General features: G+C 57.0%; 9 protein-coding genes. 2 read left to right on the top strand and 7 right to left on the bottom strand.

The window, feature by feature from the left end; all coding sequences use genetic code 11:
- The first annotated feature begins 46 nt into the window (after positions 1-46).
- Entirely contained in the window at positions 47-604 is a 558-nt protein-coding gene (locus MTX78_RS13895; protein WP_243795245.1) for a YfiT family bacillithiol transferase, read from the top strand.
- Between the two features lie 84 nt (positions 605-688).
- Here the strand turns inward: MTX78_RS13895 and MTX78_RS13890 are convergent, their stop codons facing one another.
- Positions 689-1,792: a Gfo/Idh/MocA family protein gene (locus tag MTX78_RS13890; RefSeq protein WP_243795244.1), complete on the bottom strand. Its 1,104-nt coding sequence runs from the start codon at positions 1,790-1,792 to the stop codon at positions 689-691.
- Positions 1,793-2,172: 380 nt separating this feature from the next.
- On the opposite strand from MTX78_RS13890, the gene MTX78_RS13885 reads away from it, so the two are divergent.
- Positions 2,173-3,180: an SDR family oxidoreductase gene (locus MTX78_RS13885; RefSeq protein WP_243795243.1), complete on the top strand. Its 1,008-nt coding sequence runs from the start codon at positions 2,173-2,175 to the stop codon at positions 3,178-3,180.
- 231 nt (positions 3,181-3,411) lie between these two features.
- On the opposite strand, the gene MTX78_RS13880 is transcribed toward MTX78_RS13885, so the two are convergent.
- The 6 genes from MTX78_RS13880 to MTX78_RS13860 all read right to left on the bottom strand — a co-directional run bounded on the left by MTX78_RS13880 (position 3,412) and on the right by MTX78_RS13860 (position 15,089).
- A complete protein-coding gene (locus MTX78_RS13880) occupies positions 3,412-5,100 on the bottom strand; it encodes a serine hydrolase (protein WP_243795241.1) in 1,689 nt (562 codons plus the stop codon).
- A 197-nt stretch (positions 5,101-5,297) separates the two neighbouring features.
- Positions 5,298-5,834, bottom strand: a complete 537-nt coding sequence (locus tag MTX78_RS13875; protein ID WP_243795240.1) for a pyridoxamine 5'-phosphate oxidase family protein — start codon at positions 5,832-5,834, stop codon at positions 5,298-5,300.
- Positions 5,835-5,894: 60 nt separating this feature from the next.
- The gene (locus tag MTX78_RS13870; RefSeq protein WP_243795238.1) at positions 5,895-8,849 is read right to left on the bottom strand and encodes an Eco57I restriction-modification methylase domain-containing protein; all 2,955 of its coding nucleotides are present in this window, start codon (positions 8,847-8,849) and stop codon (positions 5,895-5,897) included.
- A 76-nt stretch (positions 8,850-8,925) separates the two neighbouring features.
- The gene (locus MTX78_RS13865) at positions 8,926-13,866 is read right to left on the bottom strand and encodes a DNA repair ATPase (RefSeq protein ID WP_243795237.1); all 4,941 of its coding nucleotides are present in this window, start codon (positions 13,864-13,866) and stop codon (positions 8,926-8,928) included.
- A gap of 45 nt (positions 13,867-13,911) precedes the next feature.
- Positions 13,912-14,286: a DUF3592 domain-containing protein gene (locus tag MTX78_RS25540; RefSeq protein ID WP_449555798.1), complete on the bottom strand. Its 375-nt coding sequence runs from the start codon at positions 14,284-14,286 to the stop codon at positions 13,912-13,914.
- A 116-nt stretch (positions 14,287-14,402) separates the two neighbouring features.
- Positions 14,403-15,089: a hypothetical protein gene (locus MTX78_RS13860; protein ID WP_243795236.1), complete on the bottom strand. Its 687-nt coding sequence runs from the start codon at positions 15,087-15,089 to the stop codon at positions 14,403-14,405.
- Positions 15,090-15,140: the final 51 nt, after the last annotated feature.

Below are 15,140 nucleotides of genomic sequence, written 5' to 3'. Positions count from 1 at the left end.
GGGCTTGTGTCGGCTGCTATTGCCAGTTGTTTTATGTTTGCCACCTATGGAAAACACCCTTGTTGACTTGCAATATCCCATCGGCCGCCCGGCGCTGCCGGAGGGCCCATTGACTGCCGCTGAGCGCACCGTCTATATCGAGCAGCTGGCGGCGTTGCCCGCGCAGCTTACGGCGGCGGCTCGCCAAGTGGGCGGCGTGCGCCTGGAAAATCCCTACCGCCCCGGCGGCTGGACCGGCCGACAGGTAATACACCACGTAGCCGACGTGCACCTGAATTTCTACTTGCGCTACCGCTTGGCCCTCACCGAAGACAACCCCACCATCCGCCCGTTCGACATGAACGCCTGGGCTGCCCTCCCCGACATAGAGGCCACGCCCGTTACGGTGTCGTTGGCGCTGCTGGAGGCCCTGCACTCGCGCTGGGTGACGCTGCTCTGGCACCTCACCAACGAGCAATGGCAGCGCACCTTCTATCACCCGCTCTATCAACAAACCTACACGCTCGACCAAGCCTTGGTGCAATACAGTTGGCACGGCCGCCACCACTTGGCGCACATCGAGCTGTTGAGTCGGGAGGGCGGAGGAGCACCCACCACTTCCTGACTAGTAGCGTACGTTGAGAGTAGGAATGGATGAGGTAGCTTGCAACCCCCAGAAGCGCCACAACGCTGGCGTTTCGCGTTACCCTTACTTACCTAGCTTGACGCTTTTATGAGTTTTGGCGCTCTTGCGGGCGGCTTCTAGGATTTCCACGACCACCATATTGTTTTCCAACGAGGTCAGGTCAAAGGGCTTGAGGGTTATTTCCTGCCTGACCACAGCTGCCAGCAAAGCAAACGGGTCGTCGTAGGGGGCTTTGCGTTCTTCGAGCCGATGCGCTTCTTCCCGGAACTGGTCGTAGCCCTCGGCGTGGCGCACGCGCAAATCGTGCTTGTTGTCGGCATAGATAACGCCGGTTTCGCCGTAAATCTCCAGGTCTTTTCGACCGATGGGCCAGTTCCAGGAAGCTTGAATGGTGGCTTTGGCGTGGTCGTAAGCAAGCAAGATGGTGGCTTCGTCGTCTACTTTGGGGTTGTTTTCGGGTTGAAACTGCTGCGTGATGGCCGTGACGGTGGTAGGCTTCTTGCCGTCTTGCAGCCAGGTCATCAGATTTACGCCGTAGCAGCCAAAGTCCATCAGGGCCCCGCCGCCGTTCTGTACCGGGTCGGTTAACCAGTCCAGAAACTCGGCGTTGACGCCTATCTTTTTCGGGCCGCGGTGCCCGTCCCGAACCACTACTTGGCTCAACTCGCCCACCGTACCATTCTTCAGCAGCTCGTAGGCTTGGTGGTTGGTGGGGTACCAGGTGGTTTCGTAGTTGGTGAGCAATTGAATATGGTGCTTCTTGGCCAGGGCCTCCATCTTGCGGGCGTGGTCGAGGCTGACGGCCAAGGGTTTTTCCACCATCACATGAATGCCCTTGGGCGCGCAGGTCTGCACCACTGCCAAGTGCTCGTAGATAGTGCCGAACGCCGTAACGGCCTCCGGCTTGGTGGCCGCAATCATTTCGTCCATGGTATTGAACACGATGCGCATAGAGTAGCCGTGCTGCTGTGCGTAGCGCTGCGCCAAGTCCCGGTTGGGTTCTACAATCCCCACCACCTGGATGTCGTTGCGGTTTTTCAAGCCTAGTATCCCGTGCACGTGGGCATGGGTCAGGCCAACTACCCCCACACGCAAGGGAGCTTTTTGCGCAACAACAACTGAGTTTAGCAGCATCAGGCAGATAGTGAGCAGGGAAGTAAAGGTCATACTACCGGGAGTTAGGACGGGTTTATAGAATCAACAGTACGGATTTTTATTGTCTAGCACCCGCGAAAGAACCCGCCGCCGCTCTCGGCAGTGGTGTTAAGGCCATATGGCCGAGAGTGATGGTTGTTCGGACACTTACTTGGAAAAGAAAATTGGGCTTCGGGCTTTTCTTGACAAAGGCCAATAAAGAAAGTCGGGAGAGCATACGATATGCTTAACCTGGTTTGGCATACGCGAAGCTTGCTCCGTCATACAGTTCAATTGCTTGAAAGTTAAAGTCCTACCACTAACTGAACCGTAGTACAACGCCCCTATAGAGTTAGGCTAACTAAAACGCAAAGGCCTCGTTTCATAAAAACTGATAACTCCCTTTACAACTCATGAAAGAAGATAACACACTTAGCCGCCGTCAAATAATCAGTGGTTTAGGAGCCAGCCTGGCTGTGGCCGCCGTCGGTCCGGTAGTAGGTGCCGAAGCCGCTAGCCGCCCCGCCGAAGCCGCTGCCGAACCCCTGAAAGACCCGACCACTGCCTACCCTAAACCTCCATTCAAAAGCCAGACGCAGCCCTGGCCAGGCTTGGCCAGTAAGATGGACCCCTTGCCTGACCATGGCGAGAAAAGCTACAAAGGCTCGGGCCGCCTGAAAGGCCGCAAAGCCCTCATTACCGGTGGCGACTCCGGCATGGGCCGAGCCGCCGCCATTGCCTACGCCCGTGAAGGCGCCGATGTAGCCATCAATTACCTACCGGCCGAGGAAGCTGACGCCAAAGAAGTGGTAGCCCTCATCAAAGCCGCCGGCCAAAAAGCCGTAGCCATTCCCGGCGACCTGCGCGACGAAGCCTTCTGCAAGAAACTGGTGGACGATGCCGTGCGCCAACTAGGCGGCCTGGATATTTTGGTTAGCAACGCGGCGCGGCAACAGCAGCACCAGTCCATCATGGACCTGTCCAGTGAGGATTTCGACGCGACGATGAAAACCAACATCTACGCGCCGTTCTGGCTTATCAAGGCTGCCTTGCCCCACCTTAAGCCCGGCTCGGCCATCATCGGTACCACCTCCGAGCAGGCCACCGACCCCTCCGCCGACCTCTACGACTACGCCCAAACCAAGGCGGCCACCACCAGCTTTGTCCGGTCGTTGGGCAAGCAGCTTGCGCCGAAAGGCATCCGCGTGAACGGTGTAGCGCCCGGCCCCATCTGGACGCCCTTGCAAGTGAGCGGCGGTGCCACCCAAGAGAAGCTGCAGAAGTTCGGCGGCGATACTCCTATGAAGCGCCCCGGCCAGCCCGCCGAACTAGCTGGTATTTATGTGCTGCTCGCCGACCCGCTGGCCAGCTACGCTACTGGGCAGGTATATGGTTCCACTGGCGGCGCAGGCATGCCGTAGTCATGTTGGCTCTGTTGTAGCAACGACAGTAAGTATGCAAAACGCCCCGGCAGCTGCCGGGGCGTTTTTCTTGTTGGTCAGCCTCTAACGTAAGCCAAGTACACCAGAACACTGCTTACGACCCCAGCGGCACTAAGCATCATCGCAAGCAGTTGTGGAAGGGTTGCTTACTGCGCGACTTGTACTGGTTGCGGTAAACAGGAGGCATTTGGGATAGGGCAGTTGACTTGATTATTTATTGGCTACCGTCATAACGGAGTTGGTATTTCCCTTGCCGTCGTCTTGGGTGTTGGGGTTGGCGGGGTCAGTTTGCCAGTTGCCATCCACCACAATCTTGTACTGGTAGGTGCCTTTGGGCAGCTGCAAGGTGCAGCGCCACTCGTTGCCTTCTCTCAGAAACAGGGTATGCAGGGGTTGCCAGTTGTTGAAGCTGCCAGCCAGTGTAATCAGGCGGGCCGCTGGGAAGCCGGGCAGCCGGAGCGTTACGTTGCCTTTGGTAGGTTCGGTAAGTTGGGTTAAGATGTTTCGGGCAGCTTGGTCGTCGGGTTTCATCACTACGTAGCGGCTTAACGCTGCTTTGGCCTTCGGACGGTCGTTCTGTTTCAAGTGCGCGAAGGCGGAGGCTTTCATCATATCAGCCGACTGCGGGTAGTACGTGCTGCCTAGTTCCAGCAGCTCAACTGCCTGGGCAATTTGTGGGGTATTGCTTAGCTCATCAGCCATTCGGAGCAGATCTTCTTCCGACAGCTGTGCCGTGCTGCGCCGGGTACTGCCGCCCGGCTTGGTAGCTAAAAAAGGCTTCGCGGAGGCCACAGCGCCCTGTTTCAGAAGAGTGCGGCTAACCTGAACGAACGGGCTTCGGTAGGGCTCGTAGTAAACGAAGTCCGCTATATCGCGCACTGGCAGCCCCAGCGTGCGGGCCGGTACGTCCGATACGATGCTTAGGCCATTGCGGCAGTTGGTGAAGTACACTACGCCCTCTTTGCGGGCCCGCGACACGTAGACAAAGCAGCGAAAGTCGCCGTTGTCGCCCCAGTGCCAGAACCCCTCGTTGCCAGCTTGTTGTGCCAGCCCAATGCCCACCCCCCACCGGATGGTGGGCGAGGCCTGAAGGGTGTCGTCGAGGGTGCGTTTGGGAGTAGATAGAGGACGAAAGATGGCCTGCGCAGTGGCGGGTTTCAGGCCTTGGCCGGTGAGCAGGGCGACTATAAACCGTCCGTAGTCGGTGGCAGTCGTCATGAGCGAAAAGGCCGCGTTGGATTCGTTGTACCGACTGAGGGCTGTTGGTTGGCCGAAACGGTTGTGCGGCGTGGCGTGGTTGGCCTCAAACGCCGGTTGCCAGCGGTAGCTGCTGCGGCTCATGCCCAAGGGCCGAAACACGTATTGCTGCGCCAGCTCGTCCAGCTCTTTGCCCGTGATGGTTGTCACCACGCCCTGCAAGTACACGAAGCCTTCGCCCGAGTAGCCAAACCGGGTGCCAGGGTCGAAGAGGAAGTTGAGTTGTCCGCTGCGCCAGTTCGGCAATCCCGTCTGGTGGCTCAGCACCATTCGAGCCGTAATGCGTTTGTGCCGTTCGTCGTGCTCGATGGCCCGGAATGGTACGTACTGATACAGGGGCTTATCAAGATTGATTTTACCTTCGTCGGCCAGCTTCAGCACCAAATAAGCAAACAGGGGCTTGCTGAGCGAGGCCGCCGAGAAAACAGTATTCTCATCAACGCGCTCCGGTTTTCCAGCTTCCCGCACCCCGACGCCCTTGGACCAGACCACTCCTTTTTGGTTGATAACGGCCACCGACAAACCTGGTATCCCGGCACTGTCAATGAGAGTTGTCAGGTCTGAATCGGGCAACGCCGCTTTTTGTGCTTGCAGGAGTTGAGGCAGGAAAAGTAGCAGGAGGACAAGGGATTTCGGTTTCATTGCGGTTGGGTCGGCTTGTTGGCAATTTCGAATTTAATTCGCGTAAGATGCCACTTAGCCCGTCCGCAATAGACTTCGGCTTTTGTGTGTAACCCTCATATTTTCAACACCTCCCGAACCCCACGTAAGTTGTCGGCAATGCTCTTCAGCGGATCGGGCGGCGAGAGGTACCGGCCCGAATATCCCTATGTTCTGGTTTAGATACCGGTGGGCTTGCCGTCGATGCTGTGGGCGTTGCGGTTGTGCCAGTACTGCTCTACCTGCTCGGGGCCGCGCTGTTCCATGTAGTCGTTTAGCTCGTCGCGCTCGGCCCTATAATCGAAGAACGGCACTGCCATGCCACAGGAGGTTTGCACCAGATCCACCGCTACCACCACGATCTGCCGGGAGCCGGGTAGGGGAGGAAACAGGGGCAGCAACTCGGCCCACTCTGCGTCGCGCGGGTGGTATACGGTGGCGGTGCCGTAGAGGCGCAGGATGTTGGGCTTGCCCTCAAAGGCGCACCACATCAGCGTAATACAGTTTAGCTCTAGCAGGTGAGCGGCGGTTTCGTTGCCGCTGCCGGTCAGATTCAGCCAGGCCACGCGGTTGGCATCAAGCACGCGCAGGGTGTCTTGGCCCTTGGGGGAGATATTGACGCGCCCATCCGCGGGGGCCGTGCCCACAAAGAAGATGTGCTGCTGCTCGATAAAGGCCTGAATTTCAGCGCTGATAGCGGGGTATTGCTTACCCATGAGGAATAGGAAACGCAAAACGCTCCTGTATTTACAGGAGCGTTTTTATGAAGTGAGTAATCAATTAGATGGCCATACGGCGTATTGTGCTTCGGTGAGACGCTGAGCTATTGCTGGCTCTATTATCTGAGCTTCGGTGTAGCTTAGACCATAGAGCAGGTACACAAGGTGGTCGAGGCGCTGATCGAGGCGGCGAATGCGGGCTTGCAGCTGGCTTTGCTCGGTTGCGAGACGGGCAGCACGGAGCTGTGGATGCAGTGTGAGCAGCTGCTCGGCGAGGGTAACGATGGCATCGTGGCGATGTTGATCAGGTGTGATTTTGACAGGTAGATTAGCTAGTTCGTAAATCCTGATTTCGGGAAAAACTTTGTCCAGTCTATTATATTTCTTTTTGAAGTAGTAAGCTATCAGTGTAGAGCTAATAATACCTAAAAGGTACTTTGAATCAATAGAGTGAGGCTTGATTATTTGTAGTAACTGACTTGTTACAAAATCATCATTTGTGTAAGAAGCAATTAACCTTTCGCCAACAATTCGACGGACTAATATTCTTTCTCCTTCAAATAATTTTGGATCACGCGGAGCCGCCAAATGTGAGCCATAGCTTAGCCATTTGTTTTTCCAATTAATGAAAAAGGGATGAATATCTTTTCCTTCTAAATAATGCCGATACGATGAATTGATTTTTGAATTAGATTCAAAAATATGATTCTTGGCAGCTTCGGGAACTTGCGCTGGTTTGCCTTTCCCTGTTTCGTATATTTTAATCCCGAATTTAACTTCAGCAAGTTCCTGTACTGACTTTGTATCTGAGGCTATTTTGTCCTTGAGTTCGTTATCACCTTCTTCAAGATTTATATTAATAACCTTAAGGCCAGCATCGTTCCATGTAGTCTGTCTGATATTTCGGAGCGTAATTAACTCGCCTGTTTTATCAGGTCTTATAATTGTAGTGCTAGCTAAAGATGAAGGGTTATTGTTTTTGAGGAGTGCTATTACTGGTAGTACAGTTGCTTGGTCAAATACTTTTACAGATGAATAATCTATGATCTGCTCAATCACAGTGTTATTTAAAATAAAGGATCTTAGCTTCAACGTAGTCTTGTTGTTTAGCCAAGTATTAGGTGTGATATAACCAATATATCCTTCTTTTTTTGCTAAAGATATTCCTCTCTCCCAGAATAGAACATACATATCAAACTGAGTTTCAGCCACTGCATATCTTTCGGTGAAGTAGTCGTATTGGTTGCCATTCTCTTCTTTCCATTCCCGACCCCCTAAATACGGCGGGTTGCCAATAACGGCGTCGAAGCCGCCTTGCTGGAATACTTCAGCGAATTCGTCGCGCCAGCTGAATGGTTTGACGGCGCGTTCGGTACCGAAGTTCAACTCCTGGTCGTAGAAATCGACATCCACGAGGGAGTTGCCGACGCGGATGTTCTGGTCGATAGTGGGTAGCACGCGTTCCAGGCCGAGGCTTTGCTGCATACTGGCCGAGGTCTCGCCCTCAAGGCACTTGAGCAGCAGCGAGAGCTTAGTGACTTCGACAGCCTGCTCGTCGAGGTCGACACCGTAGAGGTTGTTGAGCAGGATAGTTTTTTTGACAGCGGTGGTCAGGTGGCCATCGGGGGTAAGAGCCTTGCCGCTACCCGTGGGGCGGGCTGGCTTGCCGGCCTTTTTGGGGCCGCCAGCCGGGGCCAGGGTGGGGGGCAGAGCGGCGGTGGGATGGGTTTGGTAGTAGGCCAGGTGCCAGTCAAGCAGAAACTGATAGGCCCCGAGCAGGAAGGAGCCGGAGCCGCAGGCGGGGTCAACGATGCGCAGCTTGGCTATCTGCTGAGGGCTGCTGCCCTCGCATAGCTTGCCCACGGTGTTTTTGACAATGTACTCCACGATGTAGGCGGGCGTATAGAACACGCCACCGGCTTTGCGCACCTCGGGCTTTTCCTCGATGATGACCGTGCGGTCGGGCTGGAGCTGGATAACTTTGCCCAGGAAGCGTTCGTAGGCAGAGCCCAGGATTTCGGCCCCGATAACGGAGAATTCATATGGCGACTCGGGGTAATATAGACCGTCGAGCAGGGGTTTGAGTGTGGTGTTGTCGAGGCGGACTTCGGCGGAGAGGGTATCTTTGTCGAGGTCGAAGAGGCCGGAGTTGTAACGGGCAGCAGCAGCCCGGAATCTATCGAGCAGGGAGAGGTAAATACCATCTTTGGCCTTGATGGAGGCCAGTTTTTTGAGGTCGTCTTCGGGCTCAACGCCCCGGTCTTCGGCAATGCGCAGAAAGATGATGCGGTCCAGGAGCATCTGTACCAGAAAGCGCATCTGTTCAGCGTCGAGCTTGCTGTTGCGAGCGGCGAGACCTTGGGCGAGGGCGGCGCGCATCTGCTCCAGAGTATCGAGAAAGGCACGGTCAACAGTTTCCTTGCCGCGCCGGCCGGAGCCGCTGGCTACAAACCTATCAAGATTGCCGCGGTACACACTTTCGCGGGAGAAATTGTCCCACAGGAAGTCGAACTGGGCTGCGTACTGATCGAAAGTAAAGTAGTGCAGGCGAGCTTTGGAGGATTTGTCTTTGGGACCAGGCTGGATGGAGCAGTCATAGACTGCCAGCTCCTCGAAATCTGTGAGTAGGCTCAAGGCCATTTTAGCGTTCCAGCCATATCTGCGCACTTGGTAGGCGGGCTGTACGTCGCCTTTAATATTGACGCTGGGCTTTTTGGCTTCGAGGAAAAACAGGTTCTGACCGCCTGGCAGCCGGAACAAATAGTCGGGAGCTTTGCTGGCTTTGCCTATTTTGACACGGGCTTCATGGACGACTTCGCAGTATGCAGGAGAAGCGCCGTTGTCGTTGTTGACATCCCAGCCCAAGGCTTTAAAAAAGGGGTTAATGTAGTGGACGCGAACTTCGGTTTCGTTGGATTTGCCGCGCTTGAAATCGGGCAGCTGGTAAGTAAAGTTCTCAACTAGGCGAGCCATTTCGAGACGAGCCTGTTCTTTAGATAGTGGTTGAAACATGAACGCGGTGGTATAAGATAGGGAAGCGGAATTACGCAGCCGTGCCGAAGCTAGGAATAGTTTGAGTGTGGGACAATCAAGTACCCTTCAACACCTCTCGGATTCCGCTCAAGCCACCGGCAATACTTTCCAGCTTGTCGAGCATTTGCAGAAGCTGGCCAGCGCCGGAGTTGCGCAGGTTGTCGCGGAAGGTGGCTTTGATTTCCTGCCAGCGGGCCTCCTCGGTGGGGGTGAGCCAGCCGAGCAGCTCGCGGAGCTTAAGCAAGTTGGCTTCGGTGGCGCTGGTTAGGGTTTGGGCTTCGCTCTCGTAGTGGGCGGCCAGCAGGTCGGTTATTTCCTGATCGTTCATCACGGGGCGGACTTTTTCGGCCAGCTTGTTCATGTTGCGGTACGAGCCCTGCAGCTTGAACGGCGGCTCGGTGCGGTAGGCGTCGGCTTGGGCGGCGCTGGCAATGTAGGCGGCATTTACACGGGCTACCACGTCGCGCAGGCGCAGCAGCTTTTGTAGCACCGCCACGTACTCGTTCAGCTCCTCGGGCGTGTGGTTGCCCTCGAAAGAGACGCCCTCCGACTGGCCGGTTTCGGCGAGGCGGATGAGAGCAGGCACGTCTTGGGGGCTTTGGGTAGCGAGGCGGGCTAGGGCAGTGTTGCTGGTGAGGGCGTTTTCGAGATAGGAGAGGCGGAAAGCTTCTTCGGAGCCGGCCGTGAGAATGTCGCCGAGGTTGTAGATGTCGGCGCGGTTGGCTAGCATGTCGGGCAGTTGGAACACGTCGCCGCTTTCGGTGTAGGGGTTGCCAGCCATTACCACGGCTACCTTGCGGCCTCGGAAATCGTAGGTGCGGGTGCGGCCCTGATACACGCCCTCGATCTTGCGCTGCGCGTCGCAGAGCGAAATAAACTTCTGCAGAAACTCGGGGTGGCAGTGCTGGATGTCGTCGACGTAAATCATCACGTTGTCGCCCATTTCGAAGGCTAGGTTCAGCTTTTCCAGCTCCTGCCGCGCCCCGGCGTTCGGTGCCTGCGCCGGGTCCACACTAGTTACGGCGTGCCCAATGGCCGGACCGTTGATCTTCATGAAGATAAGGCCGAGGCGGTTGGCCACGTACTCCATGAGGGTGGTTTTGCCGTAGCCCGGGGGCGAAATCAGGAGCAGCAAGCCCATCAGGTCGGTGCGCTTGCCTTCTCCGGCCGCGCCAATCTGCTTGGCCAGGTTGGCGCCGATAAGAGGCAAGTATACCTTGTCAATGAGCTGATTGCGCACAAACGAAGTCAGCACGCGGGGGCGGAAGTCTTCAAGCCGCAGCTCTTGGGTGGCCTGCGCGAGCAACTGCTTCTTGGTTTCCTGAAACGCTTCGAACTGCGGCACCGTGGTACGGTCGTAGTGTAGCAGGCGGCGGCGGAAATTGGGGAAGTCGAGGTGGTAGGTGGGAGCGGCCGCCTTACCGTCTGGGGTGTTAGGCGTGTCGGGGGTGCTGATGCACGGGTGGGCGCCCTGGAAGCCAGCCAACGTTTCGCGCAGGGGCGTGTGCACCACGCGGGCCGGGTCGTAGGTGTCGGTGACCAGCAGCACGGCGGTTTCGAGACAGAAATCAGTTAGCGAACCAGCTGCGGGTGCCTGACGCAAATACGCCTGTAGCCACTGCCGCACCAAAGCCAGCTGCGCCGCCGGCTGGTCGCGCAGACCTGCTACCGACTGCTGAAACAACTCCGTCGCCTGCCGCTCCTGCAACGACTTCTGAAACTGCTGGTACAGCTCAGCGGCTTCGGCGGCAATGATGAAGCTGCCCGTGTGCGTCAGCTCATGAAACAGGTAGTCACCAGCTTCGGCCACTTGGTCGGGCGTGAAGAGGCTGGTTTGCTGCGCGAAGGCTTCAACAGCCGTTTGTAGTTCGGTTTTCAGGGTGTCGAACTCCTGCGAATCAGGAAAGACTTGCAACAGCACGCCAATGCCCTGCAGCTGCCGCTCCCAATGGGCGCGCTGGTCGGGGTGGCAAAAGCGGAGCCAGAACAGGCTGGCCGCGGCGCGGGTCTCGGCCGGATAGCGCAGCAAGTCGGCGGTGCGGGTGAGGCGCACCAGAGCCGTAAGCAGCAGGGTGGCGTCGTGGTCGTGCACGCCTTTGAGGTAGCCCTCGGCGTAGCGCGAGGCCATAAACTGCTGCACATAGGCTAGCAGCTCCGGCTGGCTGAGGTGCGAGAGTTCGGCTACGGACAGCACGGCGGCGCGTCCTACTTCGGGGTTGGCGGGCGTGGGGTGCTGCGCGGCTTGCAGCAGGCGCCAGGCCAGAAACTCGGCCCGGTACACTTCTTCGTTTTCCGATACCACGGTTTGCTCCCACACCGGGCGAGCCGAGAGCAGCGCGGGGTCGGTTATCTTCTGGAAGAAGTTGGTCCCGGTAAGGTGGTAGTGCAGGTCGCCGTCGCGAAGTACCACCGTCAGGTCCAGCGGCTGGGTGTTCACGGTGAAGGCGTGGGAACCGAACTTCAGCGTTTGGCCGCCGTCGGCGTAGAGGTCGGCCCGGTCGCGGAGCTGGCGCACGGCATCTTCGCGCAGCGTTTTCAGACGCGACTGCACATCGTCGGCCTTCACGGCGTCACCAAGTTTGCGCAGCTCTTCCATGGTGCCGCGCACTTTCTCCACCATCAAGTCGGCAGCGAAATAGCCGTTGATGTCGGCTACTGATTCTAGACGACCGAGGCGAGTTTGCACAGCTTTTAGTAGCCGCTCGGCGCTTTGCAGCAAGGCTGTAGCGCGCTGGTTACGAGCTGCCACCAAGGCCACTTTCTTGCTCTCGAAAGCCTCGTACACTTGCTCGCGCTTAGTTGCCAACTGGCTCAGGAACTGGTCGAAGTCGGGAAACTTGCCTTCCAGCTCTTCCAGTTGCACCATGAGCTTGGTCAGGTACTCATCACACTTAGCGGGCGCGTCGGCCAGGTCGAGGTAGTTGGTAAGGGCTTGGTCGAGCAGTTTGAGTTGGGCCGTGAATTCGGCCTGCGCCTCGGTGCCCGCCAGCGCCTGCCGCCGCCGCTTCAGCGCCGCCCGAATCTGGTTGAAGCGCGCGTACACCGCCGAGATATTGTCGATGATGGCTGTGGTTTGGGTGGGGTCCGGGATGGGCAGGTTGCTGACTACCTCAATGAGCAGCTCCAGCTCTTGGGCAATAGCTGCTGTTTCCTGTTCGCGTTGGTCGGCTTCCACGGTTTTCTGCACCTGCGCCACGCCTTCTTCGATGGTCTGCACGCGGGTGGCATAGGGCGCTAGCGCGTCGGGTTTTAGCAGGAACTCCACGGTGTGAGTAGCTACCTCCTTGCTCAGCGTTTCAAGGGTGGCGGCGTGAGCTTCCACGGCGGGCGCTTCCACGTAGCGCAGCTCTTTCAACGAAATCACCTCGCCCCGCACGGCCCGCAGCTCACCAAGCAATTGCACAAACTCCGTTACAGTATCGGGCGCGGCACGACGGATGCGGCTGGCTAGGTCGTCGGCTTTTTGAAAGACGGTTTGGGTTTGCTGGCTGGTGTTTTTGCGGATGCTCTGCACTTTCTCGAACTCGGCCACCGCCGCCGAAGCCGTCTGCCGGATTTCCGTCAGTGGCTCGGCCAGGGCTTGAGCAGCGGGTTCGCGCAGCCAGTGGTAGGAGTCGGTAAGGGCCGTGGTTTGGCGGATCAGGTCGAGGTAGAGGCCGGCGTAACTGTCGTCTTTGCCGGTGAGGGTCAAGACTTCCTGCACCTCACTCATGGCCCGCACTATCTCTTTGTTGCCCAGCTTGTAGAGGTACGAATCGGAGGTGACGGGTAGCTGGAAGTCGGGGCCGGTGTAGGGCGTCTGCCAGATTTGGACGGCGTGGTGCTTCTTGGGCTCATCGTCGGCGCGGAAGTAGCACAGCTCCCCGTTCTCGAACAGCGCGTAGCCGTGGCACACAATCGGGTTATCGACGCGCTGGGCAATGCGGTTGTAGCTCAGCAGCAAGTAAGCGCCACTCTCCCGGTTGTAGAACACGTACAGGAAATCTTCTCCGTTGGGCGAAGCCAGCCGCTTCTCGAACAGCATGTCGCGCAAGCCGTTGTCGAACAGCTTATTGTCGCCGGTTTGCAGGTAGAAGCCGTGCGGGAAAATCAGCCCTTGCCCGTCAGGCAGCAGCACGCAGGCATCGGCCAAGGCATCGAGCCGCTGCGCCTGTTGCAGCCGGTGGTTGAAGATGAAGTAGCGGTACTGCTGCTCCTGGTACGGCCGAATCTTGAGCAGAATCAGGTTGCCAATAACCGCGTAATAGATTTCCGAGTCGTCCAGCGTCTGGTCTTTGTTGTCGACTGGCTCGCTCAAGATGCCCTGCCCAGTGGCGGTATTGTCTTCCACCTTGATGGTCAGGTCACCGCCGATGGTTTCCACAAACACCTTGTCCTCGATGCTGACGTGGGGGTGCTTGCCGCCGCGCTGCATGTCCCGGGTGGCGCGCTTCCACTGAAACTCGTGCTGCGGCGGGAAAGTGTACTCGTGGTCGGAGCGGTTGTCGAGGTAGGTGAGCGTATCGCCCTGCAGCAGCCACTTAAACGTCTTCACGTCGGTAGCACTCTTGCCGATGCGGAACACCATGAACAGGTGCGTCCCGATCTGCGCAAACTTTACGAACTGTGTGTTCTTGTAGTAGCGGTACAGGTTGCGAAACTCCTCCAGAAACTGCGGGGTCTGCAACAGCTCCAGTCCCTGCGGCCGGAAATCGTGCTCGGCATACTCGTACACTCCGAACACATCGGCTAAATCCGGCTCCGCCTTCAGCCCCAATACCACGTTATACCCAAACAAGAAGCGGCGCCCCACCGGCACCATGTCCCACGGCACGCAGTTGTTGTCGGTGGTGATGCGGCCCGTACCAAGCAGGCGTGTATCCACGGCCCCAAACACCTGCTTGCGCTCAGTATTCAGCGCATCCAGCCGCTGGCGCAGGTCCGCACTGCTTTTCTGCAAGCGGTTGCGCAGGATTTCGTAGGTGCCGGTTTCGAGTTGGGTAGCTTGAGCTTCCATAGGAGGGCAAGGCACAAACCCTTGCCAGGAGAAAAGAACTGCTGATTACTTGGTTGAGGGCCGCAATGTGGCCTTCAGGATAGCACTGGACGGATCGGATCTAGAATAGATGACAGCGGTAGTATCGCCTTTGGCGTGGGTACGTAGGAAGCTTCTGGTCACCCTGGTTCTAAGGGAATAATCTGCTCCACCAACGGTATATTGCACCGATACGCGCCGGCCCTTGTAGGTTCTCACCCGGGTAATGATGCCCGTGACATACCCCGGGTTTTTCAGAATTAACGCCCGCTTTTCGGCCCTCTCCGCTTTGACGAAGTAGATGACGCCCGCAAAGACCGCAACGCAGAAAGCCAGCCCAAGGACAATACTGACTACCTGCCGAGTCGGAGTTGGCGGATTGCTAGAATCGGGTGCTTGCATGAACATACAACAAGGAGTGGAGCCTGGCTTTCCTTCTCAACTGAGGCGGAGCTAGGGTGGTTGAATAGAGTAGAATGATGCGTACTTAACTGAGATAGTCGGTAAGACAGCCGTGGCTACTCAGTGGTATGCACGCTGTCGATGACGCAGCGGCCTTTTTCTTGTTTGACGTAGAAGACCCAGCTGAAATTTTCTTCTCCAAGTGAGGATAATTGCAGGCGGTAGGCCTGAGTGCCGGGTTTGAGGCCAGCAGGTTGGTACGCCGTCAGCTTATTGATGTCTTCGCGTTGATAGATGTCTTGCGTATGAATCACCTCGTCGGAGTCAAAGCCTTCGAGCAACCCTTCCGTCACTTTCTCGGCTTCCAACTCCTGCCCGCGTTCCAGGATGGAAGCCTGTTTAGCAGCCAGGTAGCTGGCAGAGAAATAGCCGGAGCGCCGAAGCGTATCGATGTATACAGCCAACTTACGGTGGTTCAGCTGCATGTAGTTCGTGGAGCTGATATTACTGCGAGGAATTTTGGCCAACGTAGCGGCATCTTCGTCGCCGGTGAGCGGTATGTTGATAAAATCCGTGGTAGTGTCGAACTCTGCGGTATACCGTCGATGATACCAGCGCAGGAACCCTTGCATACGCTCCAAGCAAGGCGGCGCAGCGGCAGTAGCAGGTGGTTGGTCAGCCGCCGTTGGGCTAGTAACCGCTTCCTCCGCGTGTGACTTGCTGGAATCAGGTGAGTTGCAGCTAGCCAATAGCACAGCTAATGGTACGTACAGTAAGGAAAGTGTCGTAGGGCGTAAAAGCATGTAGAGTGACTCTATTAGAACTGAAAACTAGCTCCCCTCCTCATCTGAGGG

It is taken from the genome of Hymenobacter tibetensis, from assembly GCF_022827545.1.
In the GTDB taxonomy this organism is placed as follows: domain Bacteria; phylum Bacteroidota; class Bacteroidia; order Cytophagales; family Hymenobacteraceae; genus Hymenobacter; species Hymenobacter tibetensis.
This window is presented reverse-complemented; position numbering and strand designations above follow the sequence as displayed.